The organism is Acidicapsa acidisoli, from assembly GCF_025685625.1.
Taxonomy (GTDB): Bacteria; Acidobacteriota; Terriglobia; order Terriglobales; family Acidobacteriaceae; genus Acidicapsa; species Acidicapsa acidisoli.
Map to the genome: position 1 here is coordinate 1,841,218 of NZ_JAGSYI010000001.1, position 24,038 is coordinate 1,865,255.

The 24,038-nt window shown below is 58.2% G+C and carries 22 protein-coding genes; 13 read left to right on the forward strand and 9 right to left on the reverse strand.

The window, feature by feature from the left end; translation table 11 throughout:
• Positions 1 to 163: 163 nt before the first annotated feature.
• From OHL23_RS07385 to OHL23_RS07395, 3 genes are all read right to left on the reverse strand, one after another.
• On the reverse strand, positions 164 to 2,782 hold the full coding sequence (locus OHL23_RS07385; RefSeq protein ID WP_263351145.1) for a protease pro-enzyme activation domain-containing protein: 2,619 nt from the start codon (positions 2,780 to 2,782) through the stop codon (positions 164 to 166).
• Between the two features lie 275 nt (positions 2,783 to 3,057).
• Complete coding sequence (locus OHL23_RS07390; protein ID WP_263351146.1) at positions 3,058 to 4,446, reverse strand: DHA2 family efflux MFS transporter permease subunit; 1,389 nt, start codon at positions 4,444 to 4,446, stop codon at positions 3,058 to 3,060.
• Entirely contained in the window at positions 4,443 to 5,018 is a 576-nt protein-coding gene (locus tag OHL23_RS07395; protein ID WP_263351147.1) for an isochorismatase family protein, read from the reverse strand. The genes OHL23_RS07390 and OHL23_RS07395 overlap by 4 nt, the downstream gene beginning before the upstream one ends.
• A gap of 67 nt (positions 5,019 to 5,085) precedes the next feature.
• On the opposite strand from OHL23_RS07395, the gene OHL23_RS07400 reads away from it, so the two are divergent.
• The 4 genes from OHL23_RS07400 to coaD all read left to right on the forward strand — a co-directional run bounded on the left by OHL23_RS07400 (position 5,086) and on the right by coaD (position 7,971).
• A complete protein-coding gene (locus OHL23_RS07400) occupies positions 5,086 to 5,709 on the forward strand; it encodes a TetR/AcrR family transcriptional regulator (protein WP_263351148.1) in 624 nt (207 codons plus the stop codon).
• Positions 5,710 to 5,747: 38 nt separating this feature from the next.
• Positions 5,748 to 6,110 carry a putative quinol monooxygenase gene (locus OHL23_RS07405; RefSeq protein WP_263351149.1) on the forward strand — a complete coding sequence of 121 codons (363 nt, stop codon included), beginning with the start codon at positions 5,748 to 5,750 and terminating at the stop codon, positions 6,108 to 6,110.
• A gap of 172 nt (positions 6,111 to 6,282) precedes the next feature.
• Complete coding sequence (recA, locus tag OHL23_RS07410; protein ID WP_317891655.1) at positions 6,283 to 7,392, forward strand: recombinase RecA; 1,110 nt, start codon at positions 6,283 to 6,285, stop codon at positions 7,390 to 7,392.
• Positions 7,393 to 7,485: 93 nt separating this feature from the next.
• Positions 7,486 to 7,971, forward strand: a complete 486-nt coding sequence (gene coaD / locus OHL23_RS07415) for a pantetheine-phosphate adenylyltransferase (protein ID WP_263351150.1) — start codon at positions 7,486 to 7,488, stop codon at positions 7,969 to 7,971.
• On the opposite strand, the gene OHL23_RS07420 is transcribed toward coaD, so the two are convergent.
• Genes OHL23_RS07420 through OHL23_RS07430 form a run of 3 tightly spaced genes read right to left on the reverse strand, consistent with a single transcriptional unit; the run spans position 7,968 to position 9,748 of the window.
• Positions 7,968 to 8,366 carry an iron chaperone gene (locus tag OHL23_RS07420; RefSeq protein ID WP_263351151.1) on the reverse strand — a complete coding sequence of 133 codons (399 nt, stop codon included), beginning with the start codon at positions 8,364 to 8,366 and terminating at the stop codon, positions 7,968 to 7,970. The genes coaD and OHL23_RS07420 overlap by 4 nt on opposite strands.
• A gap of 5 nt (positions 8,367 to 8,371) precedes the next feature.
• Positions 8,372 to 8,743, reverse strand: a complete 372-nt coding sequence (locus OHL23_RS07425) for a VOC family protein (protein WP_263351152.1) — start codon at positions 8,741 to 8,743, stop codon at positions 8,372 to 8,374.
• Positions 8,744 to 8,788: 45 nt separating this feature from the next.
• Positions 8,789 to 9,748 (reverse strand): ROK family protein, encoded by a 960-nt coding sequence (locus tag OHL23_RS07430; protein WP_263351153.1) that lies wholly within the window; start codon positions 9,746 to 9,748, stop codon positions 8,789 to 8,791.
• 136 nt (positions 9,749 to 9,884) lie between these two features.
• Here OHL23_RS07430 and OHL23_RS07435 point away from each other — a divergent pair, with 136 nt between their 5' ends.
• The 3 genes from OHL23_RS07435 (at position 9,885) to OHL23_RS07445 (ending at position 13,749) form a co-directional block, all read left to right on the forward strand.
• Entirely contained in the window at positions 9,885 to 11,201 is a 1,317-nt protein-coding gene (locus tag OHL23_RS07435) for an aminotransferase class V-fold PLP-dependent enzyme (RefSeq protein ID WP_263351154.1), read from the forward strand.
• A gap of 417 nt (positions 11,202 to 11,618) precedes the next feature.
• Positions 11,619 to 12,746 (forward strand): uroporphyrinogen decarboxylase, encoded by a 1,128-nt coding sequence (gene hemE, locus OHL23_RS07440; protein WP_263351155.1) that lies wholly within the window; start codon positions 11,619 to 11,621, stop codon positions 12,744 to 12,746.
• Positions 12,739 to 13,749 (forward strand): ferrochelatase, encoded by a 1,011-nt coding sequence (locus tag OHL23_RS07445; protein ID WP_263351156.1) that lies wholly within the window; start codon positions 12,739 to 12,741, stop codon positions 13,747 to 13,749. The genes hemE and OHL23_RS07445 overlap by 8 nt, the downstream gene beginning before the upstream one ends.
• Before the next feature lie 133 nt (positions 13,750 to 13,882).
• Here OHL23_RS07445 and OHL23_RS07450 read toward each other — a convergent pair whose 3' ends face one another.
• Positions 13,883 to 14,239, reverse strand: coding sequence for a carboxymuconolactone decarboxylase family protein (locus OHL23_RS07450; protein ID WP_263351157.1), 357 nt, complete (start codon positions 14,237 to 14,239; stop codon positions 13,883 to 13,885).
• A 210-nt stretch (positions 14,240 to 14,449) separates the two neighbouring features.
• On the opposite strand from OHL23_RS07450, the gene OHL23_RS07455 reads away from it, so the two are divergent.
• Both OHL23_RS07455 and OHL23_RS07460 read left to right on the forward strand, forming a co-directional pair.
• Complete coding sequence (locus OHL23_RS07455; protein WP_263351158.1) at positions 14,450 to 15,799, forward strand: Xaa-Pro dipeptidase; 1,350 nt, start codon at positions 14,450 to 14,452, stop codon at positions 15,797 to 15,799.
• A 178-nt stretch (positions 15,800 to 15,977) separates the two neighbouring features.
• Positions 15,978 to 16,691, forward strand: coding sequence for a lysophospholipid acyltransferase family protein (locus tag OHL23_RS07460; protein WP_263351159.1), 714 nt, complete (start codon positions 15,978 to 15,980; stop codon positions 16,689 to 16,691).
• Between the two features lie 169 nt (positions 16,692 to 16,860).
• Here the strand turns inward: OHL23_RS07460 and OHL23_RS07465 are convergent, their stop codons facing one another.
• Positions 16,861 to 19,038 carry an OPT family oligopeptide transporter gene (locus tag OHL23_RS07465; protein ID WP_263351160.1) on the reverse strand — a complete coding sequence of 726 codons (2,178 nt, stop codon included), beginning with the start codon at positions 19,036 to 19,038 and terminating at the stop codon, positions 16,861 to 16,863.
• 391 nt (positions 19,039 to 19,429) lie between these two features.
• Here OHL23_RS07465 and OHL23_RS07470 point away from each other — a divergent pair, with 391 nt between their 5' ends.
• The 4 genes from OHL23_RS07470 (at position 19,430) to OHL23_RS07485 (ending at position 22,422) form a co-directional block, all read left to right on the forward strand.
• On the forward strand, positions 19,430 to 19,771 hold the full coding sequence (locus OHL23_RS07470) for a hypothetical protein (RefSeq protein ID WP_263351161.1): 342 nt from the start codon (positions 19,430 to 19,432) through the stop codon (positions 19,769 to 19,771).
• A 486-nt stretch (positions 19,772 to 20,257) separates the two neighbouring features.
• Entirely contained in the window at positions 20,258 to 20,479 is a 222-nt protein-coding gene (locus OHL23_RS07475; protein ID WP_263351162.1) for a DUF2934 domain-containing protein, read from the forward strand.
• 580 nt (positions 20,480 to 21,059) lie between these two features.
• Positions 21,060 to 21,704, forward strand: a complete 645-nt coding sequence (locus OHL23_RS07480; protein WP_263351163.1) for a ComF family protein — start codon at positions 21,060 to 21,062, stop codon at positions 21,702 to 21,704.
• A gap of 94 nt (positions 21,705 to 21,798) precedes the next feature.
• Complete coding sequence (locus OHL23_RS07485; protein ID WP_263351164.1) at positions 21,799 to 22,422, forward strand: HNH endonuclease; 624 nt, start codon at positions 21,799 to 21,801, stop codon at positions 22,420 to 22,422.
• Between the two features lie 16 nt (positions 22,423 to 22,438).
• On the opposite strand, the gene OHL23_RS07490 is transcribed toward OHL23_RS07485, so the two are convergent.
• Entirely contained in the window at positions 22,439 to 24,010 is a 1,572-nt protein-coding gene (locus OHL23_RS07490; RefSeq protein WP_263351165.1) for a S53 family peptidase, read from the reverse strand.
• Between the last annotated feature and the right edge of the window lie 28 nt (positions 24,011 to 24,038).

Here is a 24,038-nt window from a genome sequence, read left to right on the forward strand (position 1 = left end):
GCACCTCGCACCGCATTATTTGAGTAACTAATGAGGAAGCGCAGTCACTCTTGCAACTGAATTCAACAAGATCATGCGAAAAGAAAGCCCGGACTCGAAAGTCCGGGCTCTGTTCGAGTTCCCTTATTGAACGCCGACGCAGCGAACACAGGCTGCTTTAGCGTTAGCGCCGCACGGTGAAAACAAGAGTTGCAGTATGCGAAACGCCGCCGCTCGTTGCCGTAATTGTTATCGTGTGAGTTCCGGTCGGGGCGTTTCCTGCTACGGTCAAAGTGAAATCCGACGTACCTGAACCCGGCGACGCAATCGTCGCAGGGCTGAAGCTCCCCGTGACGCCCGTCGGTATGCCAGTTGCAGAAAGCGCGACCGGCGCGTTAAATCCGCCCGAAACCGTTGTGGTCACCACGGCATAGCCACTCTGGCCTCGCGCCAGGTAACCGGAGGTAGGCGAGACTGAGACTGTAAATGCGCCAGCCACCGGAGCAGTCACCGTCAGCGACACGGTCGCCGTATGCGTGATTCCGCCACCGGTCCCCGTGATGGTGATGGTGTATGTGCCTGTGGCAGTGGTAGAGGCTACAGCCAGCGTCAGAGTGGACGTTCCGGAGCCTGGCGCCGCAATTGACGTCGGACTGAAAGTCGCCGTCACACCAGCAGGTTGCCCGCTCGCGGACAACGCGACGGCTGAGCTATACCCGCCGGAGACAGTGGTCGTCATGGTGGATGTACCGCTCTTGCCCTGTACCACAGATACCGCAGTGGGCGAGGCCGTAAGCGTAAAGGCCGGAGTCGCCGCTGCTGTAACGGTCAGCGAAACCGTCGCAGTGTGGGTGATGCTGTCCCCCGTGCCGGTGATCGTAATCGGGTAGGTTCCGGTCACAGTTGTGGAAGCCAGAGTAAAGGTCACCGTTGAACTTCCTGAACCGGGAGCTGCAATCGAGGCCGGGCTGAAGGTGACAGTGACGCCCGTAGGCTGGCCACTTGCCGACAACGCCACAGCAGAATCAAATCCTCCGGAGACGGTGGTTGTGATCTTGGATGTTCCGGTGCTTCCCACTGCGACGGAGACTGAAGTTGGCGAAGCCGCAAGCGTAAATGCCGGAGTCGTGCTCGAAGGGGCCAGCGCATTGATCAGGTTCGCGCCATTCGGGCTGCCCCATCCAGTTACCAGATCGTACCCGGTCACCGCCGAATAGCTGCCCGACGAGCCGCTCGTGATGTCGTGAAAGTCCGTTGTATAGCTGGACGTGACATTCTGCGCGTAGATCGTCGGGTTGATGAAGCCAAGAAGCGAGCTGCCGTTGTTGAGGGACTGCTCATTCGCCAGCGCGATATAAGCTGCCCACATGGGAGCGGCAAAGCTCGTGCCGCCATACTCGTTTGCAAGGCAGGCTGATTGGTCGGCGCAAGTGTAAAAGGTGAAGTTGGCGTTCGCCGAAACATCCGGTCCGTTGCGTAGCGTAGTCGAACCCTTGTTGCTGGAGTTGATTACGCCAGAGAGTTGCTGCCAGGAAGGAATCGCAATGCTGTCAGGCGAGATTCCCCCGCCCGAGTCGACCCACGCAGTCTCAGATGCCCAAGGCCCAGCGGCACTGGACGTAGTCAGGTCCGTTCCGCCGACGGAAATTACATGCGCATCGTCCGCCGGCCAAGCCTCATTCCGCGAAGACCACGTAGAGCTATCGCCCGATGCCGCAAAGAAGTTCTGTCCCTGTGCGGCCATCCTTTCAAAGTACACGTCGAGCGTTGAGGGATCGGCCGGCGTCCAGCCCCATGAGCAGCCAATTGTTGTTGGCAGCGGGCTGTGTGACGTCATCGAGCTGATGATTGCAGTGTCAGTCGATCCGATATAGACAACCAGACTCGACAGGCCGGGAGCCATGCCGAGCGCCTGGGTCATATCCAGGGTCTGTTCCGTATCGTCGCAGCCGCTCGAATTCAAGCAGGAGGTGCTTGTTCCATCCGTGGACAGAAGAACAGGAGTGATCGCCAAAGTCTGGTTGACATTCTTATAGTAGGTATTCAGATCCGCAAGATCGGTGCCTTCATACTCGAACAGTCCGAGGTTCTGTCCCGCGCCGGTAAGCGCCGTTCCGCCATAGTAAGCCGCGCGCATGTCGCTGCCCAGGAACGATGCCGACGGACCGGACCCCGTGGTGGCATGTTTCACAACCGCCTCGGGAGAGATGCCGTGCGCCTGCGCGTAATCGCTCTTCTTCACGTACATCGGGTGCGGAATCGAGTAGTTGTCCAATCCTGAAATATGCCAGAGCGCGAAGGGCAAACTCGTCGTCGGTTCACGATCCGGAGCATAAAACACGCGATTCTCAGTGGGATGCTGGTAGGTGTGCATGGCCACGTGAAACGCATTCTCAACCGCGGAAACAGGCCCCTTGATCTGTACTTCCATGCCGTCTCGTGTTCCGCCCACAACTTCAAACCCGTTCGCTTTCGCAAAGCGGACGACTGCCTCATAATCCGCTTCGGTTGGGCCAAATCGTTGAGTGAACTCGGAGACGGTCAGAAAGTGGCGATAAGTTGGGCTGGACGGATCGTAGACTTCCGCGAGGAACTTATCCAAACCAGCCTGATCGCGCAGCGGTAGGACCAGGTCCAACTGCAGGATCTGGCTTGCAGGAAGCCGCCCGACAGACTGCGCTTGTCCGTTGACCGTTACTTCGCGCGTATGACGCGTCAATAGTCCCTGCGCCTGGCCTGAAACGCTTGTGGCCAACAACAGAGCAGCGATTACCAGCGAGAACCCACCAATTCTTCGAACCATGTTTTCTCCTTGGACGGGAAATGCGATTTGGTTTCAAAGGGACGGTAGCCAAACGTGTTCTCGCAAAGTATCACTCCAATACGAGAGGCGCAAGGAAAACATAGCGGCAATCGCCGCCAATTGCAGATTTGGGAAGGATTAGCAGCCCAGGAGAAGATAAGAAGAAGATCGGGGTTTTCCCAGTTACTCAGCCATGGCTTCCGCCCGGTGGCCAGGTTCATAACTTTGGGTGCTCACACTGGGCTTCGCCCAAACAGGAAGGCGCAACGCCGCGATCAAGGTCGCCACATGAAGCGCGCAGAGCAGCAGAAGGTCGCAGAAAAGGCCCGCGTATTTCCCACATTGTTTAATGCGCTCGATGGTTCGGAAAAGGACGCCATCCTCGTATGGAGGAAGATCGCAAGCGCTGTCGTAGCCACTGGCCCACCTAATCGCTGGAAGATGTTGATCGCGGTCGTGGCCGCAGGAATCGCTTCCCTGGAAATCGATGAGTACGCCGCAGCAATCGACGGCAGACCGATGGAGCCCATTCCCACTCCGCGAGCAAACAGAGCCATACAAATGGCCCATGTCGGCAGCGTCTGGCCAGAGAGCAGCGCAAACGCCAGCGTTCCTAGCAATGCAATCAACGCACCGCAAGCGCTGACCCGGCGCAAGCCAAAGCGGTCCGTCATCATTCCCATCGAAGGATATGAGCAAAGCATTCCCAGCCCAGCAGGCGCGAGCAAGAGCCCAGTTTCTGCCGGCGAGATGTGCAGCGCGGAAAGCAGATACAGCGGCAGTAACATCTGTCCGCCAAACGAGACTGCGTTCAGTAGAAACAGCGTCCAGGAAGACGCTAGAAAGGACGCATTCTTGAACAGACTCACGTCGATCAACGCCGCTCGCCCACGTCTCATCGAATGGACGGCGAAGGCCGCCAGCAATCCTATCGAGGCGGCAAATTCCAGCATATATTGCGACCGGGCCGCAGGATTCGCGCTTAGACTCTCTAAACTATGCATCGCCAGCACCAGCCCCGGCGAAATCAGCAAAAAGCCGCGTACATCAAAGCTCCGCAATCCCTCCGTTGCCTCGTCTCTGGGCAATATCCAAGCGGCCAGTACAATCGCCAAAACTCCAATCGGCAGGTTGATGAAGAAGATCCAGCGCCACGAGGCATGTTGCAGAATGAAACCCGCCAGCGAAGGACCGCAGATCGGCCCCAGCAGCACCGGCACCACCATGACCCCCATTACGCGCGCGATGTGACGCGGTGCAGCCCGCGCCACCATCATCTGCGCCATCGGAGCCAGCAGCCCTCCGGCCATTCCCTGCAGGACGCGGGCTCCAATCAAATCATGAGCAGAAGGAGCGATGCCGCATAGCAGCGAGGCCAGCGTGAACATCGTGAAGCAGCCCAGGTAAACGCGCTTTGCGCCTAGCCGGTCAACCACCCAGCCGCTGAGCGGAAGCATCAGCGCCAGCGCAAGCAGATAGCCGGTGACTACCCATTGCAGAGTGGTCAGGCCTACTTGCAGTTCTCGCCCCAGCGTCGAGAGCGAGACATTCACCACGGTGGAATCGATACTCGTAAGCAATGGACCAAGCAGCACGACCCCTAAAATCTTCCATACCCGGGGATCGACCCTGTCCCGCTCCGCGGGCTTCATCGTTGTGCTCATGCTCGCGATGCTTCGAGTACCACATCGGTCGTGCGCACGCGTCCCATTCGAGGAAAGATCACCTCGGTTGCAAACTTGTGTGCCTCCGCGCTCAGCGTGGTCATCGCGTCTTCCACAAACACCAGTTCGTAGCCGCGATCAAAAGCATCCCTGGCCGTCGACTCGACGCCAAAGTTGGTAGCGACGCCGCCAATCACTATCGTTTGAATGTCCCGCCTGCGAAGCTGCTGATCGAGCTCCGTTCCGTAAAAGGCGCCCCATTGCCTCTTGGTAATCACCAGATCGCCGGGTTGGCGGTCAAGTTCCTGGACCAACTCCGACGCAATCGCCTGCGGCGGTGGTGCATTCCGATCACGCACGGGCGCATCGACAGTCATGGTCAGAATCTCAGTCATGGAGACGCGGACGTAGACAACCGTCGCACCCTTCGCCCTGAGTTCGCTCGTGAGTCGATTGGCCCGCGCAATCACATCGGCGCTGGAGTGCGGAACTAACGGATAACCGGTGATTCCGTTTTGAAGGTCGATCAGCACAACCGCTGTTTTTCCAGCAACCAGATTCAAAGACGACATCAAAAACCTCCGTAATGTGAGGATAGCCTCATATTTATAGAGCTATAATATGAGGATGGCCTCAGATTTGTCAAACAAGCGACGCGTCCCGCAGCAAGACCGCGCCGAGCGTCGCGTCGCGCAGTTGCTGGAGTCCGCCTCAGCCGTTTTCGCCGAAGCAGGCTACGATGCCGCCACCATGACCGAAATCGCTGAGCGCGCCAATGCATCCATCGGAGCGGTCTATCAATACTTTCCCAATAAGGAGGCGATTGTTCGCGCTCTCCGCGTTCAATATGGCAATGAGATGCAAAAACGTTGGACCGATCTTGAGTCGATCACTGCCGGCCTGACGGTACCGCAGATTGCCGATTACTTGGTCGATGTTATGGTGCGGTTTGTCGAGGAGCATCCCGCTTACTTTCCTGTGCTCGACGCCCCCGTCAAGTACAAGCGCGACCAGGAGGGTAGAAGGCATCTGCGCGAGCAACTGGCCAATGTCTTTCGCAACAGGAAGCCCGCACTCTCGCAGGAACGCGCCTATCGCATGGCAAACGTGAGCCTACAAATCATCAAAAGCATGAACGTGCTGTACGGAGAGGCCAACTCCAGGGAACGGTCCGAACTCGTCAAGGAGTACAAACTTGCCCTCGCCGCCTATCTCGAATCGCAACTGATTTCGCAGCGAAGCCAAAAGCCAACCGAGTCCTGAGGAAAGCCGTTCGATAGAATAAGTGAGAGGTATTAAGCATGGCAGGGCAAGAGGTTCGATTTACAGTAAGTTTCACCATCCCAGAGGAAAACCTGAAGCACTTCAAGGCGATTGCCCAGGCAATGATCGCTTCTACTCAGGCGGAGACTGGCACGCTTGGCTACGACTGGTTTTACAGCCCGGATGGCAGCCGTTGCCGCCTGATCGAAACTTACGTGGATTCGAACGCAGTCCTGACCCACATGACCGGTCACGCCGTGCGGGAACTGGTGCCCAAAATCGTCCACTATGCCCAGATTACAGGGTTTGAGGTTTACGGCGATCCCGGGATAGAGGCAGGAACGATCCTTGCGGGACTTGGAGCCGAGGTCTTCGCATTTGACGCGGGCCTCTCGCGCTGATTTTGCACATGCGGTGAGACTTGCCCGACTTTCGCTTTTTCTTCTAGTATGAGCAGTGCCAATACTGCTACAATCCCATCGATAAGACTTTGCCAAAAGCTTACCAGGCGATCCCCGTGTTGACCCGTCTCAGCCTTCCAGAAAAAGGACGAGAAGTCGGCTGGATTTATGGATGAGCGCAGGAGACAACCACATGGGCTACGCGGAAGACCGTGCCAAAGCAGTAGAAAGCGCACTCTCACAGATCGAAAAGCAATTCGGCAAAGGCTCCATCATGCGCCTTGGAGCCAAGGACGCCATCGTCCCCATCTCGGTGATCTCCACCGGCTCCATCAGCTTTGACGCAGCTCTCGGCGTGGGCGGCGTGCCCCGCGGCCGCGTCATCGAGATATTCGGACCTGAGTCGTCCGGCAAAACCACCATCACCCTCCAGATCATCGCCGAAGCGCAGCGCGCCGGCGGTCTGGCAGCCTTCGTTGACGCCGAGCATGCTCTCGATCCCGTCTACGCTCGCAAACTTGGCGTTGATACCGACAACCTGCTCATCTCCCAGCCCGATTACGGCGAGCAGGCCCTTGAAATCACCGAAGCCCTTGTGCGTTCCGGCGCCATCGACGTTCTCGTCGTCGACTCCGTCGCTGCGCTGGTTCCCAAGGCAGAACTGGACGGCGAAATGGGCGATTCCCACGTCGGCCTGCAGGCCCGCCTCATGTCGCAGGCGCTGCGAAAGCTCACTGGAACCGTCTCAAAATCCCGCACTTCGCTTATCTTCATCAACCAGATCCGCGAAAAGATCGGCGTCATGTTCGGCAATCCCGAAACCACCACCGGCGGTCGGGCGCTCAAGTTCTACTCCTCCGTCCGTGTCGATATCCGCCGCATTGCCGCCGTCAAAGAAGGCGACGTAGTCACCGGCTCCCGCACCAAGGTCAAGATCGTTAAGAACAAGGTTGCAGCACCCTTCCGCGAAGCTGAGTTCGACATCCTCTATGGCGAAGGCATCTCCCGCGAAGGCGACGTCCTCGACATCGCTGTCCTCAACAACATCGTCGAGAAATCCGGCGCGTGGTACAGCTACGATGGCGAGCGCATCGGTCAGGGACGCGAAAACGTCCGCACCTTCCTCAAGGAACACAAAGACGTCTTCGCGAAACTCGACACCCAGGTTCGCCAGAAGCTGGGCATCGGCGCAGCTTCCAAGGCCGCTGATATTCCCGAAATTCCATCCGTTCCCGCCGACGGCCCAATCGCTGCGCAGCAGGCCATTCGCGCGAAGCGATAAATTCGGATCAAACCAGAGCGGCTGCCCAACGGTAGCCGCTTTTTTCCTGCCTGCTAAAATTCAGGGATTGTCGAGTAAAAGGCGCGTATCAGAATGGGCGTAAAGGCCATCTATCCCGGAACCTTCGATCCGCCCACCAACGGGCATCTGGACCTTATCGCGCGCGGTTCGAAGCTCTTCGAGCATCTGACCGTGGCCATCCTCAATAACCCTGTCAAGAACCCGCTCTTCATCGTCGACGAACGCGTCGAAATGCTCAAGGAATCGACCCGTCAGCTCGGCAATGTGTCCGTCGCGACCTTTGAAGGTCTGATGGTGGATTTTGCGAAACAAAACGGTGCAACCGCCGTCCTCCGCGGCATCCGCGCCATCACGGACTACGAGTACGAATTCCAGATGGCCCTGATGAACCGGCGTCTCGCTCCGGAAATCGAAACGGTCTTCCTCCAGCCGGCGGGTCGCTATTCTTTCGTAAGCTCACGCCTTGTGAAAGAGGTCGTCAGCTTCGGCGGCAAGGTAGACGGCCTGGTCCCCACCAACGTAGCCAAGCGATTGGTTGGCCGGATGCGCAAGCCCTAACGCTTTTTCTTCCGTTCGATGTCTACCAGACGCGTTTCCACGAGCTTCCTGACCAGCGAATCGGGAAGTGGTTGATCGCTTGGAAAGCGAATTGCGCCGCTCGATGTCGCATAGGCCTTCAAGTCGTTCCTGAGCTGGGTGATGACCCATCCGCTCATCGGGTAGTAGCTGCAGAACCCAGAACATGCGGCATATCCCGCGATCGATCCCTTCTTCAGCTTGAACGCAGGAACGGCATAGCTGAACCCCTCGACTGCATCCGCAGGAGCAGCGGCCCGGATTGACGCGCGTACCGATTGCAACGTGCTTCGAGCAGGCTCTGGAGCGGCGGCGATGTATTCCTCGACTTTATTTACATCGGGCGACAACGAGCTCTCAGATTTCCTGGATTTCATTTGGATCATTCTCCCGCAGGTTCCTGATAAAGACCGAAAACATTGCCGTAAGGATCGCGAAATCTGGCTGTAATTTCCGGAAAGTCTGCACCGATTGCAGTATGAACCTGGCCTCCGTGGGCCACAACCGCTTCAAGGGTGGTCGTCACACTGTCCACCATGATCGAGATGCGAAGGCCGTTTTCGTCGGCAGGAGGCCGGCCCAACACCCACGTACCGCTCACTTCGCCTACTCCATCATCAAATGCGAGATGGCCGTTCCCACGATCACGAATCACCCAGCCGAAGACGCTGGCGTAGAAACTGGCTAGACTCCGGACGTCGTGGGCCGGAATCTCGATGTAACAGATCTTGCCGTTGCCGATCGTTGGTGGCATGGTTCCCCTTTCCACAAGAGATATAGCGTGAGCGCCGGGCAACGGCTACAACCCCGGTTCCGTAATCGCCGCCATCAGGGCCGCAATATCTCCGATGCTGCTTCCCAGTGCCGAAGGAAGAAGTTCACAGACCGCTGCAGCCTGGGGCAATGCTTCTTCCGCAATCACCTTCCGGGCTGGTCCAAGGATACGCTCACCCAGCACAACTCCCAACGACCCGAAGACGATTACCTGCGGATTGAGCGCATCGATCAGCAGCGCTAGCCCGCGTCCCATCCAATGCCCGGCCACGCGCGCCACCTCCATTGCCTCGTAGTCATCGGTCAGCATCGCCTCGACCAATTCTCGAATAGGCGTGTCTTGCCTCCATCGCGCCGGGAACATCTGTGCTGCCAGGTGAATCAGTCCCGCGCCCGAAGCGAACGACTCCCAGCATCCCCGCTTTCCAAAGGCCAGCGGACCATCCTCCGCCAGCCGCCAGTGCCCGATTTCGCCTGCCGTGTCTGTCGCTCCGCGGAGTATCCGGCCATTCACAATGAATCCGGCGCCGATCCCGGTCCCAAAGGTGAGAAAGATCAGATGCCGCAAGTCGCGCCGATCGCGTCCCACGCCAAAGTGAAACTCCGCCAGCGCCCCGGCATTTCCGTCATGCTCCACATGCACCGGAATCTCAGGAAACGCCTGCCTGAGCTGCGCCTTCAATGCCACGCCATGCCATCCAGGCAAGTGCGGGGGATCGATCAGCACTCCCTCGCCAATCTTGAGTGGTCCGCCAATCGACACGCTGATCGCAGCAACGCTTCGGCTCTCCAGATTTGCAGTTGATATCAACGAATTGAGATTGCCCACGATCTCCGGAAACGTCTCCGAAAAGGGCTGAATCGCCCGCGTCGGCATCTCAATCCGTTGCAGAATCCGCCCATCCAACGTTCCCTCAGCACATGCCGTCTTTGTGCCGCCAATGTCCAATCCAAGAACCGTGCGTGCGGCAATCCGACGGTCCATAGTTTCATCAATATCGTATCCAGAACTCATCTAACTCAATGCCCGCTTTCCATTCTGCAAGTCTGACCGGCAATCCACGCCAAGCAGACTATCATTTCGCTGGCGTTCCGCTTTTCCGTTGCCGCCGTCTACTCCAATGCCTACACTAATCGGCATGAATCCGAACGGTCGTCGTACCTTCCTCAAGCAGGCAGCAGCACTCGCTGGCGCGTTTTCCGTCAACAGCCTCTTCCACCAGGCGCACGCCGCCGAGTTTGCGGCAGCGTCGGGCAAAGTCAGTGCGCTCAGTCCGAGCGAGGTCGCGCAGAACGAAGACTACTGGTCGGTGATCCAACGCTCTTACTCCGTTAATTCCAACTTGATCAACCTCAACAACGGCGGAGTATCTCCCTCGCCCGTAGTCGTGCAGCAGGCCGTCGAGCGTTATAACCAGCTCTCTAACGAAGGCCCCTCGTACTACATGTGGCGCATCCTCGACCAGGGCCGTGAACCACTCCGCGAAAAGCTCGGCAGCCTCGCCGGAGTCTCACCCGAAGAGATCGCGATCAATCGCAACTCGACCGAAGCGCTCAACACCGTCATCTATGGCCTCGATCTCAAACCCGGCGATGAAGTTATCGGGACGAAACAGGACTATCCCAACATGATCCAGGCCTATCGCCAGAAGGCGCAGCGCCAGGGAATTCAATACAAACAGATCAGCTTCGACTTTCCTATCGAAGACGATGCGCAGATCGTCCACGCCTATGAGCAGGCCATCACCGACCGAACAAAGCTTATCCATGTAACTCACATGATCAACTGGGTCGGCCAGACTATGCCTGTCGCAAAGATCGCGGATATGGCGCACGCTCGCGGCATTGAAGTGATCTGCGACGGCGCTCATTCCTTTGGCCTGCTTGATTTCAAGATTCCCGATCTGCATTGTGATTACTTCGGAACGAGCCTGCATAAGTTCCTCTCGGCCCCGATCGGTTCGGGAATGTTATGGATCAAACAGGACAAGATTGAGAAGATATGGCCGCTCACCTGTAACGGCGAGCCGCGCAGCGCCAACATCCGTAAGTTCGAAACGCTGGGCACCCGCAGCTTTCCCATTGAGCAGGGCATCGGAGAGGCCATCAATTTTCATGAGGGGATCGGCAGCAGGCGCAAGGAAGAGCGAATTCACTACCTCAAAGCCTACTGGGCATCGAGAGTGCAGCAGACGCCAAAGGTCAGACTGCACACCTCGCTCAACCACGAATACTCATGCGCCATTTGCGGAGTCAGCATCGATGGCATGACTCCGGCACAGTTAGAGAATGCACTCTTCGACCGGTACAAGATCCACACAGTGGGCATCGTCTGGGAGAACATCAGCTGCGTTCGTGTAACCCCCCATGTTTATACGACCATTGCCGATCTGGACAAGCTGGTTGGCGCGATTCAAACGATCGCGACGAAGGCTTAGCGGCGACCGAAAATTAGCTTTCTAGGCGAAGATTGAGAGAACAAAACCACCACAGGGGGTAGGGGGTACCGCTTTTTCGGCGGTATCGCTCACATTCCAGATGGTTTATGGGGATTTAGAGGTGCATTTTTAGGCGGTTTTGGTGCACTTTAACGCCCTTTTAGTGCTTTGCTCTCTCCACTGCTGTGGGGTGCGGACAGATTGGGGAGGCATCAGCTTTCATTATGCTCGCACTGAAGGCAATTTTCGGCAATATCGGGCGATCACAGGTTTAGCTGGAATTCAGCGCGTAGACAGCGACATATCTTTTCTTTTCCGTGATTGGAATACCTCTCTTATCGCGGTATGAAACCGCCTATTTGTGGCATAGGAGGGACAGTCGGCAAGAGTGCTTTCGAACAACTAGAATCAGGAATTATGAGTGTTTTGATCGAAAATCCGGGCGCGCCTTTGGAGTTGACGGGTGGCAGCCGATTTGTTCGTGCCTGTCTGCGCCGTCCCGTTGATAGGCCGCCGGTCTGGTTCCTACGCCAGGCTGGCCGGTATATGGCAGAGTACCGCGAAGTGCGCAAGCACCACACGCTAGTGGAGATCTGCAAGCGGCCTGAACTGGCTGCCGAGGTGACGATTACCGCCGCTGAGAAGCTGGACGTGGATGCGGCGATCATTTTTGCCGATCTGCTGCTCCCGCTTGAGCCGATGGGGCTGGATTTTGAGTTTGTGGCCGGCGAAGGGCCGCTGGTCCATCATCCGCTGCGCACGCTGGAGCAGATTGAGAAGCTGCGCACGGACCGGACGAGCCAGTTGGAGTATGTCGCCGCGGCGATTGGGAAGGTTGCCGGACATTTTGGCGAATCGAAGGGCGTGATTGGATTTTGCGGTTCGCCGTTTACGCTGGCCAGCTACATGATTGAAGGCGGCAGTTCGCGTAACTACGTCTTCACCAAGCAGATGATGTATTCCGAGCCCTATGCGTGGCAGAAGCTGCTGGATAAGCTGGTGTCGGTGCTGGTGCCGTATTGCAAGCAGCAGGTAGATGCGGGCGCGGATGTCATACAAATTTTTGACAGCTGGGTTGGTTCGCTCTCAGTCGAGGATTATCGCGATTATGTGCTGCCGGTGACTAAGCGGCTGGTTCGTGCAGTGCAGGAGTTGGGTGTACCGGTGATCTATTTTGGCGTGGAGACGGCAAGTCTGTTGCCGTCGATGCGCGAGACTGGCGCGGATGTGATCGGGCTGGACTGGCGCACTCCGCTGGCTGAGGGATGGCAGGCGCTGGGCGATAGCTGCGCGGTGCAGGGCAACCTGGACCCGATTACGCTGTTTGCGCCGGAGCCGATTCTGGAAATGCGGGTGAGACAGGTGCTGGAGCAGGCGGATGGCAGGCCGGGACACATCTTCAACCTGGGCCATGGGATTGTGCCGGGAACGCCGGTTGAGAATGTGCAGACGGTGGTGAAGATGGTGAAGGCGCTTTCGCCTAGATTTACCCGTAAAGACCTTCAGGTCCAAACGGGTAACGGGCCGGAGGTGACGCTTGGCTAAGCGCGCGGTTTTGCTGCTCGCCCATGGAACACCGGCTACGGTCGACGAGATTCCGGAGTATCTGCGTAATGTGGTTAGCGGCAGGCCGATGCCGCAGCATGTGGTGGAGGAGATTCAGCATCGCTATTCGCTGATTGGCGAACCGAAGGGGCATAGTCCGCTGACGGAGCTGACGATGGAGCAGGCGGAGTTGCTGCGGGCTGAGCTGGCCAGGGCCGGCGTGGATGTTCCGGTGTATTTGGGGATGCGCAACTGGCGGCCTTACATTGCGGATGTTGTGAAGCAGATGCGGGCGGACGGTATTGAGGAAGCCGCGGTGGTTTGCCTGGCTCCGCAGAACTCGCGGACTTCGGTTGGGCTATACCGGCGTGCGGTGCTGGCTGAGGCCGGCGGAATGCGGTTCGATTTTCTGGAAGGCTGGGCGGGTGAGCCGCTGCTGGCGGATGCCTTTGCAGAACGGCTGCGGGTGGCTGTCCTGAGGTTTTCGAGCGAGACGAGCGAACCGGTGCATGTGCTGTTTACGGCGCATAGCGTTCCGGTGCGGACGGTTGAGGCTGCGGCGCCTGGCGGAGATGCGGAGGGCAAGCCGATTCACTGGCCAACAGCGAAGCCGGGAGCTGAGGCTGTTGCGGACCCGTATTCGGTGGAGGCGAAGCTTACGGCGCGACTGGTGGCGGAGCGGGTGCCGGAGGTTGCGGCATGGAGCTTTGCTTTTCAGAGTCAGGGTGCGAGCGGCGGGCCGTGGATTGGGCCTTCGGTGGAGGAGACGCTGGATGGGCTGGCGGCGCAGGGCGTGAAGGCGGTCATTCTGCAGCCGATTGGATTTCTGTGCGATCACGTCGAGATTCTTTACGACATCGACATTGCTTTTCGGGAGCATGCCGCCAAGCTTGGCATGCGGCTGGAGCGGCCTGAATCGCTGAATGGGTCGCCGATCCTTGCGCAGGTGCTGGCGAAGCTTTCGCTGGAGGGGGTGGCGCGGCTGGCGAGTGCTCAGGGTTAAGCACCTCGCCAGGTCTGGTATTCGTCCCTTGGCCCACTGCTAAAAAGGGCGACGTAAATCCACGGCTCCGCCTGAAGTTCTACTTGGGCGCACTCTCCAGGTGTTACGGCCCAATACGTCGAAGCCGACACGCTCATTTTTTTGCAGCGATTGCTTCCTCGAAAAGACGCATTGCCAGGAGTCCATTTCCGACTGCCCCGCCTGCACGCAGCGCCGCCGCGATAAACACGGTTTCTGCAATTTCTTCACGAGTCGCGCCTGCCTCAACTGCATTGTTGATGTGTGCCTCGATGCAATAGGCGCATTGAGTCGTCAGAGCGACGGCCACGGACATCAGTTCCCGATACTTAACCGGGATGGCTCCATCGTTTCGTTCTGCAGTTCGTTTTAGGTTAAGGAATGCCGCAGCCTCTTTCGGGGCTGCGCTAAGGAGGGTCTTGGTATATGCACGGTCCTTCGGGCTTTGGTATGCGGATGTCTCTGTATTCATAGACCGTCAACGTTATCACTTCGAGATTCAGATGGTCTATTTTCGGCGAATGGAGGACCTTTCTTGCATGCGGGAGCAGGTGACCAAGGCAGAGGCTGATACGGAACGCGCGTGTGGGTCATGCGATGGTATTGGGATCATTGCAGGCTGCACGTGAGAATGCGATAAAGTGGGATTCATCCAGATTCTATTTACTTAGGGAGCATCCACTTGCATCGCTTATGTTTATCGGTCTTTACTGCGTTCTTCGTCGTCCATGCTTTCACAGCCGGGCAAGCTTTGGCCCAGACATCCGCCTCGCCTGCGCCGCCGACTGTTTATGTGAAGGCCGGGCATCTCTTTGACGCTACTTCGGATCAGTTGCGCGAGAATGTGGTGCTGGTGGTTGAGGGCGAGAGGATCGCCAAGGTTGCTCCGGCGGGTGAGGTTGCGATTCCGGCGGGGGCGAAGGTGGTTGATCTCTCCAATTACTGGGTGCTGCCGGGGCTGATTGATTGTCATACGCATCTGGAGGTTCGCGCGGATCAGTATGACCCGATCAACGAGGTGCGTTTTACGCCGTTTCAGGGCGGGTTCAATGGTGTGGTGAATGCCAACCGGACGTTGCAGGCTGGATTTACGAGCGTGCGGGATGTAGGTTCGCAGCCGTTTTTTGCGGTGGATTTGCGGAACGCGATTGATTCGGGGTTTATTCCGGGGCCGCGGGTAGTGGCGAGTGGGCCGCCGATTTCGATTACCGGGGGTCATGGGGATATGAATGGGTTTGCTCCGGCGGTGCACAACATGATGTATCCCGACGAGAAGGACTTTCAGATTGCGGATGGGCCGGACGAGGTGCGCCGGGTTGTTCGCGAGCAGGTGAAGTACGGCGTGGATGTCATCAAGATTCTGGCTACAGGTGGAGTGCTTTCGGCGGGGGACAAGCCGGGGGCGGAGCAGTTTACCTATGACGAGTTGAAGATCGCGGCGGATGAGGCGCATAGGGCAGGGCGCAAGATTGCCGCGCATGCGCATGGGACGCAGGGAATCAAGGATGCGGTGCGGGCAGGGATCGACTCGATTGAGCACGGCAGTTTGATCGACGCCGAGGGCATTGCGTTGATGAAGGAGCACGGGACGTATCTTGTGGCCGATATCTACAACGACGATTACATCCTGAATAATGCGCCTGCGTTTGGCTTGCCCAAGGAGATGGTGGATAAGGAGAGGACCGTGGGCCGGTTGCAGCGGGAAAACTTTGCCAAGGCTGTGGCGGCGGGGGTGAAGATTGCGTTTGGGACGGATGCGGGGGTGTATCCGCATGGCGATAATGCGAAGCAGTTTCACTACATGGTGAAGTTTGGCATGACGCCGGCCGGGGCGATTCGCGCGGCGACTTCGAGTGCGGCGGATCTGATCGACCGTTCGAAGGATGTGGGTACGCTGGAGGCTGGGAAGTACGCCGATCTGATCGCGGTGACGGCCAATCCGCTGGACAAGGTGGAAGTGCTGGAGCATGTGAGCTTCGTGATGAAGGGCGGCAAGATTTACAAAGACGAGTTGGCCGCGGGAAAGTTGTGATTTTGCGGTCATGATGCGAGCGGCCCGCATCTTACTTCATAAGAGCTGAAAGCTCGAATTGCGGGAATGTCGGGTAGATTTCTGCAGACGCCGTCGATCGGCGTTATCGTGGAGATGCGGGCGCTTCTGTTCGAGCAAGGGAGCCTCGTCGGCGGGTAGAGGAGCAGCGTACGACGGTATGACACGAACTCAGGTCAATCCTGCGCGAACCGGAGGCGAGCTAAAAGCTCCTTCGCGTCGCGCCGTTGCCCTGTTTTCCATGTATCTGCGCTGGTATATGCGGCGGCATTTTCACGCGATGCGGGTGGCCAATGCGGGCCGGATTCCGCCGCAGGCTCAACCGCTGATTCTGTTTGCCAATCGCGCATCCTGGTGGGATCCGCTGGCTGCCATGCTGCTGGGGCAGACGGTTCTTCCGCACCGCGAGCATTATGCGCCCATGGACGAGACTGCGCTGGCGCATCACGGCATATTTCGCCCGATGGGATTTTTCCCGGTGGACAACGGTTCCGCGCGCGCGGCGGGACAGTTGCTGCGTGCGGGATACCAGGTGCTGGCGCGACCGGGCGCGGTGCTATGGGTGACTCCAGAGAGTGAGTGTCAGGATGTGCGCAAGCGGCCGATCATCTTCAGGCCCGGCCTGGGAGCCCTGATGAACCGCATGGGCAGGATGACGTGCGTGCCAGTCGCCATCGAGTATGTGCATTGGAATGAACGCCTGCCGGAGATTCTCGTGAATGTCGGGGAGCCTCTGGAGATTGCCGATGGCACGGTTGAGGATGCGCGCACATGGACTAACCTGCTGTCCTATGCGATGGCTGCCACGCTGGATGAACTGGCGATGCTGGCTATGGAGCGCGATCCGGAGGCTTTTGAGATTGTTCTCTCCTGAGCAAGCGGCATTGGCGGTATTTACGAGATGTGGAAGCGATTTTCCTGCGCCGTTACAGGCCGCCCTTATTACCACGACTCCGCAAGCCTGCGCGATCGATGAGGTAAACTTCCGCTTCTGCTGGCCTATCCGCAATACCACCCACGTCGATTGAAGATCGCGTCATTGGTCAGGATTTCATTGGCTTGCGGGCAAAATGGTAGAGCGAGAAGGCGAGTGCGCCGAACATCAGCACTGAAATCCAGTCGTGGTGCAGGAAGTTCGCTTCGGGGAACTGGATCGGGACGTGATTGCCGGTAAGAGATTCGTAGGCCTTGATGGCCACACCGATCAGGCCGACGATGCCTCCCGCGGCGATAAGGCCTGAGGCATATAGCGCCCCGGGGCTGATCTCGCTTTCGCTTGTTTCCTGGCCGGCTTTTTTCAGTGCGGCATCGACCAGAAGGCGCACGAGTCCGCCGACGAAGATGGCCAGAGTGGTGCCGATCGAGAGGTAAGAACCGACGGCGAAGGAAAGCGAACGGATGCCGAGAAGCTCGACGGCAATGACGACGAAGACGCCCATCAGGACCAGTCCCCAGGGCAGCTTCTGGGTCAGGATTCCGTTGATGACTGTGGCCATCAGCCGGGCCTGCGGGGCGGCGGCTTTTTCGCTGCCGATGCCCTGAATCCACTGGACTTCGATTTTGCCGGAGGTGGGTGAGTAGAGGTACTTGCCGTCGGCCAGCTCAGGAGAGCCCAGCGCGTTAAGGACTACGTATTCGCCGGGAGCGTGGGTTGTCGTTACCTTGCTGGCGTCGACGACCGGAATTCGCTCGGGAAGTTTGGCGTTCTTCTGAACTGTTACGCCGGAGTGGACCGCGTTAATGTCCCAGGATTGCGACGCGGCGCGGAACTCCTGGAACGCGGTATTCATGGCGGTGAGAGTGACGCCGATGATCAGGGTGGAGACGCAGACGCCGATCATGAGTGCGATCTGCTGGAGGCGCGGCGTAGCGCCGATGAGGAAGCCGGTTTTGAGGTCCTGGCTGGTGTCGCCGGAGTTCGAGGCTGCGATACAGACTGCACCGCCGACGGTGATAGCCAGTGCGCCGTAGGCGGGAGCCGTCCAGCCTTTGACGAGGAAGACGGCTGAGGTCGCCATGAGCGTGGCGATGGTCATTCCGGAAACGGGGCTGGCCGAGCTGCCGATGAGGCCGACAATGCGGGAGCTTACGGTCACGAAGAGGAAGCCGAAGACGACGATGAGCAGCGAGGCGGCAAGGTTGGCGAGCGGTCCGACGTAGGCGCCGGGCACGGGGCGGAATTGCAGGAAGAAGAACATGATCGCGACGAGAGCGAAGGACCCGCCGATGACGACGCTCATGGGCAGGTCGTCTTCGGTGCGGATCGCTTTGGCGGTGACTCCGCCGGATTTCCGCATCTTGCTGAAGCCGCTGGTGAGCGCTCCGACGATGGTGGGGATGGTCTTGACCAGGGTAATGAGGCCGGCGGCTGCAACTGCTCCCGCGCCCATGGGACGGATGTAGGTGGACCAGAGCTGGCTGGGGCTCATGGCGCTGATGGGCACAGTGCCGGGGTAGATGGGGTGGTCGAGGCCCGCGCCGAAGAAGTGAATGAGCGGCATCAGGACGAGCCAGGAAAAGACGCCGCCGGCGAAGATGATTCCCGAGACCTTGGGGCCGATGATGTAGCCGACGCCGAGGTATTCAGGGGTGGCGTCGCAACGGATAGCTGCGCCCTTGAGGACGTGTTGCTGGCCCAGGTCGGGCTCGTAGTTAGGCGTGCCGGGCCAGGCTGCGAAGAGGTTTTCGTTTTGAAACAGGGTGTAGATGCCGCCGAGCCCGAGGCCGAGAAAGACACGGCTGGCGAATGAACCGCCGCGGTCGCCCGCCATGAGGACGTCGGCGCAGGCGGTGCCCTCGGGATAGGCGAGCGTTCCGTGCTCCTCGACGATGAGCTGGCGGCGCAGGGGAATCATGAAGAGTACGCCGAGCCATCCTCCGACGAGCGCGAGAAGGAAGATGCGCGAGTACTCAAGATCGAAGCCGAGGAAGATCAGCGCCGGGAGGGTGAAGATGACGCCGGAGGCGATTGACTGGCCGGCGTTTCCGGTGGTCTGGACGATGTTGTTTTCGAGGATCGAGGATTTGCCGAAGACGCGCAGAATACTGATGGAAAGCACCGAGATGGGGATCGAGGCGGCGACGGTAAGTCCAGCACGGAGGCCAACATACACAGTGACGGCGCCGAAGACGATGCCGAAAAAGGAGCCGAGCAGCAAGGCGCGCGCGGTGAACTCGGGCCGGTGTTCGGCGGGTGAAACGTAAGGCTGAAAGTCTGGCACTGTGACGCCTCCGGCGGCGGGATACTGCGAATATACGGGATCAGGCCGGGAGATGAAAAAGCGCAGGCAAGGGAGGCAGCGCCGGACGGGGCGGGGAGTTGAGACCGTCGGCCCGAAATAGGGCAAGGTTTGCACCGGAAGGAGAGCGCGAGTCAGCACCCGCCCGACCTAACCTACTTTTCGATTCAGCCCGATATGGGGGCAGCGCGGGTGCACTATCTTCGAATAAGTGATCAATAACTTACAGATTGTTGCAGGCGATGTACAAAACGAAACACGGCCCCTCGTTGCACAGGCTACCCCACCGTGATTCCGGTGCATCTGAGGTAGGGAAGGACAAGAGGGTAGTAAGGACAAGAGCTACCTAACATCCCCGGAGGTTACATATTCAATGCGAACGAACACGCCAGGTATTATCGCCACCAGTGTTTTTAGTCTAGCGGCATTTGCGGCTGTTACAGTAAGTCCGGCTTTTGCGCTGAAGCCGACGTCCAACGCGGTTGCCATTCAGGAACCGCAGCCCAGCCCTTCGCAGCCTGGTCAGCCAAAACCAACCACGCCACCTTCTACTCCCAATCCCGACCCGAAGCCAGCTCCCGATCCGAACCCGACTCCGGCTCCTAACCCTGACCCGAGTCCAAGCCCGACTCCGAATCCGGCTCCAAACCCAAACCCGGCACCCACCCCGCCGCCGACCAACCCACCCACCGCGCCTCATTCCCACGCGCTGTAATTTCGGGCGTTTTGTCCGATCATGAACGGCTCTTTCCCTCGGATGCGACTTTGAACCAAGTTGCATCCGAATTTTTTTGCCTCTCTGCCTTCTAAGCCGAGTTGTCAAGAACCCCAGCCAGATAAGTTTTCATGATTTCTAAGAGGATATCTGGAAAACGACGTCAAAGTCGTGGCCCAGGATAAGTTGAAAGGTGTTGGGGTACTTATACTTACCGTGGGGTTGCGCGAGATATTCTGACCTCAGGAATATATTCTTAGGGCATGTCGTGCTGCCTGATTGCGGGGATTTCCGCTCTGCGGGCGGATTTCTTTAAATATCTGAAGGTAATTAGCTTACACCTGCTGATTAATATAATGAGCGCGGCCAATGTATATCGGAGAGGTTCAATCTGAATTTTAGACTATCCTCAAATTACTTGAATCCGCTATCCTTGAACTAATCATTCAAAGCGCTCTTAGCGTGAATTCGTATTGGAGGACACTTATGGCAGAGGCAACAAAGAAAGCGAAAGCTACCGCAAAGCCAAAGAAGACCGCGGTTAAAAAGGTTGAAGCTGCGACTGGCATTGCGATGGTGAAGCCCGTTTCGCAAGAGGAAGTTGCAAAGCTCGCTCACCGCTTCTGGGCGGAGCGTGGCTACCAGCATGGCCAGCATGTTGATGACTGGTTCCGGGCGGAGCAGGAGCTGCGCAATAAGGCCTCGTAAGTGGAGATAGTTGAACAGGAAAACTCGACGCGCTCATGGGCCGGAGAGCGCGTCGTCCGGCCTCATTCCAATTGAGAGAAGACTTCCTGAGCAATCGGTTTCCTCCATTGGAGTTTGTTGCCATTTCATGCGACTGTGACGTAGAGGTTAATTGCGAGGGTACGGTTGCCTTCTGGGATAGCTTTCTTGCCTGGGGTCTGCGTATACTGTTGGCAAGGCGGCGCGGATCGGCCTGCCAAGATTGAGGTGCGACTTCAGTAGCGACCCTCGTTCTCATTATCGTGATCTTTCGCGAAATGTCTCCGTATCTGGAGCTTTGTCTTGGTGTGCAACGGTTCTTGCGCCCATGAATCTCCTGAGCGGACTGGGTCATGCTCTGAGTTGCGCTTTTCTTCCCTCCTGCTGTGTCCTTTGCGGGTCTTTCCTTTCCAAAATCTCCGAGGCTCCGGTGTGTACAGCGTGCTGGGACGAAATTCCTCCTCAGCGTGCTAATTGCTGCGTTTGCTGCGGCGAGGATCTCCTCGAACCTGCTTCGGGGATTACCAATGCACCCGCCGCGAAGCAATGCCGGGCGTGCCGGATGTCGCCTCCCGCGTTTGCTCAAGCTGTGAGTTACGGCGTATACGAAGGCTCGATGCGCTTGGCTATCCATGCACTGAAGTACGACCGCATTGCTCCACTTTCGCGCGAACTGGGAGCGAGGTTGGCCACCGCGATTGCACAATTCGCTGAAGACGGTCCACGCGAGATGCTCGTGGTGCCGGTGCCGCTGCATCGTGGCCGGATGGCCCAACGGGGATTCAATCAGGCAAGAACCCTAGCTACCGAGGCTGTGCGTTCGTTGAGGAAAACTCACCCCGAATGGAGGCTGGAGATGTCTTCCAGTTCGTTGGTGCGACAACGATCTACGGAGAGTCAAGCGGGGTTGACTCCCCGCCAGCGCCGCCAAAATTTGCGCGGCGCTTTTTTTGTCTCCGATTCCGGAAGCGTGCGTGGACGGCACATTCTGCTGGTGGACGACATCTACACGACGGGCGCCACTGCCAGGGCGTGCAGCAAGACGCTGATCGAAGCAGGGGCGGCGTCAGTCCGCGTGGCTACCTTGGCGCGTGCGCAGCGGAGGGTTCCGCTGCCGGTGCGGGATGACAGGAAATTTATCAGGCTTTCGATGCCGGAGGGTGCTGGGAGTGATCCGGGCTCGTCCAAATCTGTGAGTATTCATTAACCAGTTCTCGTTTCAGGAGTCAGCAAGGATAGGCAAGGCAGGACAGGTAACGCAAGACAGGCAACCGGATCTACAACGCTAATGAGGGGAAGCGATGTCGCTTGGAAAAGCTATGATACATGCCCGCAAGCAAAAGTCACTCGCCAAAGCCGCAGCTCACGTCGCCCACGGTGACACGCAGACCTGGACGCAATCGAGTCAGGTCATGCAGATGCCTGTGCTGGTCCTGAACGCCTCCTACGAGCCGATCAATATTTGTGGTGCGCGCCGCGCGCTGGTGCTGGTTCTGAAGGGCGTGGCCAAGACGGAGGAAGAGCATGGTCTGATGCTGCATGCGCAACGCAGCCGCATGGCCCTGCCTTCGGTGATCCGCCTGCTCGAATACCGCCGTATTCCGCACCAGACACGCGCGCTTTCGCGGAAGAACATACTGCTGCGCGATCGAAACACGTGCCAGTATTGCAGCGTGGTTCTGCCTTCGAGCGAACTCACGCTGGACCATGTGATTCCGCGCTCGCGGGGCGGAAATTCGACGTGGGAGAATTTGGTGGCGTGCTGCCATAGCTGCAATCGCCGCAAAGGCAACCGGATGCTGCATGAACTGGATGATATGAAGCTGCTGAAGGAGCCTCGCTCCTTCAGCCTGCATACCAGCCGCCAGATCATGCGCATGTTGGGGCGTGGAGATGATCGCTGGCGGAAGTACCTGTTTTATTAGCAAGTTAGCCAACCCGCTAACTCGCTGGTGGGCTGGCTAGCAGCGTGGCTAACGTTGTTCCGATGGGCGAGCCTAAACCGGTGCATGGGTCCCATCCGGGGCCGGCGGAATACGCTCCGTTGTTGCCTTGAGTAATGTCGTTGAAGCCGTTGTTCGGTTCGGGCAGTGTATAGATTAATGGGTTGATGAAACCAAGCCGTGTGTTCAACTGCTGATTGAGAAGCGCAATTAGGCCGGCCCAGAGCGGAGCGACTGCGCTGGTTCCTCCGACAACTTCCTGCTGGCCATCTACAAGAATGTTGTAGCCTGTGTCCGGATCTGCGTCGCCGGAGACATCGGGAACGCCTCGTCCCGTTTGGCCGGGGAAGGATGTGGCCAGCGAAGATTGATACGAGGGTTGGGAGAACTGGACGCTGAATCCGCCACCGGTTGCGCCTCCGTTACCGCCATCGTTCCAGACGGTTTCGCTGGAGATCGTTGGCGGCGTTGTGTTGGAGGCTATGAGCGTTGTGCCTCCGCAAGCCAGCACGTTGGGGCTGGATGCCGGAAAGTCCACGTTGTTGGAGCCGTCGCTGACGCCATCGCTTGAGCCGTTATCGCCGGAGGCGACAGTGATGGTGACGCCGAGAGCCGCGGCTTCCTGTGCGACTTGATCCATGGATTGCATGGATTGCGTAGTCCAGGTCGATTCAGGGCCGCCCCAACTGATCGAGACTGCCGAGGGGTTGTTGGTGCTGTCGTGGATCGCCAAACTCATTGCGTCCTGAAAGCCCTGGTCGGTGTTGGGCGCGAAGTAGACTACGATATTCGCTCCGGGAGCTACGGACCCGGCAACTTCGATATCGAGCAGCACCTCGCCGTCGGCGCTATTGGGGTTGGTGGGGCTGTTGGTGCCGCCGTCAACGGAAACGCTGGTGACCGTGGGAGGAGTGATGCCCAGGGACTGGAAGTAGTTTGTAATGTCGGATTGCTGAAAGCCGCCGCCTAGCTCGATAATGCCGATGGTCTGGCCTGCGCCGGTGACTCCGGTGGGAAAGTTATAAAGCTGGGCTACTTGAGGTGGGTTGTAAGAAATGTTCGCCGGAGCCGCGTCGGAGGCGCCACCTAAGGGGCGAGACCGGTAGTGAGGCTTGGCCTGGGGGCGATTGTCCAGTCCGAAGACACCTTGCACGATGTCTGAAAGCTCGACTGGCAGATGAATGTGACCAGTTCTTCCCCTGTATTTTCCGCCTGGGTGCTCATATTCGTTAAGGGTTACTCCAAATGCTTGCTCGAGATCGGTCACCTTGCCGTATAGCTTGATCGTCCGCCTGGCGATTTCATGGCGGCTATCTACGACGGTCAGGTTGTGCGCACTCGCGAAGGCATGGATGCGGGCGATGTGCTCCGGGTCCGCGCCGTATGTCGAGGCGAACTCTTCATGACTCAACGTACGGCCTTGCAGGTGCTCCAGCTTCAGTTCGCGGCGCTGCTTGAGCACGACGGAGACTTCAACGAGCTGGTTGGGGTCGGTTGGTCCGACGAGACTGGCTCCGCTGAGGGGTGCGCGTTCACTCCCGGCAAGGGGGATTTTGTTCGATTCTGTCATCGTGTGACTCCTGTATCTGCCTTGGGAT

Coding starts and splice junctions, on each gene's coding strand:
- OHL23_RS07385 (WP_263351145.1), bottom strand. CDS start 2,782: ATGGTTCGAAGAATTGGTGGGTTCTCGCTGGTAATCGCTGCTCTGTTG.
- OHL23_RS07390 (WP_263351146.1), bottom strand. CDS start 4,446: ATGAGCACAACGATGAAGCCCGCGGAGCGGGACAGGGTCGATCCCCGG.
- OHL23_RS07395 (WP_263351147.1), bottom strand. CDS start 5,018: ATGTCGTCTTTGAATCTGGTTGCTGGAAAAACAGCGGTTGTGCTGATC.
- OHL23_RS07405 (WP_263351149.1), top strand. CDS start 5,748: ATGGCAGGGCAAGAGGTTCGATTTACAGTAAGTTTCACCATCCCAGAG.
- recA (WP_317891655.1), top strand. CDS start 6,283: ATGAGCGCAGGAGACAACCACATGGGCTACGCGGAAGACCGTGCCAAA.
- coaD (WP_263351150.1), top strand. CDS start 7,486: ATGGGCGTAAAGGCCATCTATCCCGGAACCTTCGATCCGCCCACCAAC.
- OHL23_RS07420 (WP_263351151.1), bottom strand. CDS start 8,366: ATGAAATCCAGGAAATCTGAGAGCTCGTTGTCGCCCGATGTAAATAAA.
- OHL23_RS07425 (WP_263351152.1), bottom strand. CDS start 8,743: ATGCCACCAACGATCGGCAACGGCAAGATCTGTTACATCGAGATTCCG.
- OHL23_RS07430 (WP_263351153.1), bottom strand. CDS start 9,748: ATGGACCGTCGGATTGCCGCACGCACGGTTCTTGGATTGGACATTGGC.
- OHL23_RS07435 (WP_263351154.1), top strand. CDS start 9,885: ATGCCTACACTAATCGGCATGAATCCGAACGGTCGTCGTACCTTCCTC.
- hemE (WP_263351155.1), top strand. CDS start 11,619: ATGAGTGTTTTGATCGAAAATCCGGGCGCGCCTTTGGAGTTGACGGGT.
- OHL23_RS07450 (WP_263351157.1), bottom strand. CDS start 14,239: ATGAATACAGAGACATCCGCATACCAAAGCCCGAAGGACCGTGCATAT.
- OHL23_RS07460 (WP_263351159.1), top strand. CDS start 15,978: ATGACACGAACTCAGGTCAATCCTGCGCGAACCGGAGGCGAGCTAAAA.
- OHL23_RS07470 (WP_263351161.1), top strand. CDS start 19,430: ATGCGAACGAACACGCCAGGTATTATCGCCACCAGTGTTTTTAGTCTA.
- OHL23_RS07475 (WP_263351162.1), top strand. CDS start 20,258: ATGGCAGAGGCAACAAAGAAAGCGAAAGCTACCGCAAAGCCAAAGAAG.
- OHL23_RS07480 (WP_263351163.1), top strand. CDS start 21,060: ATGTCGCCTCCCGCGTTTGCTCAAGCTGTGAGTTACGGCGTATACGAA.
- OHL23_RS07485 (WP_263351164.1), top strand. CDS start 21,799: ATGTCGCTTGGAAAAGCTATGATACATGCCCGCAAGCAAAAGTCACTC.
- OHL23_RS07490 (WP_263351165.1), bottom strand. CDS start 24,010: ATGACAGAATCGAACAAAATCCCCCTTGCCGGGAGTGAACGCGCACCC.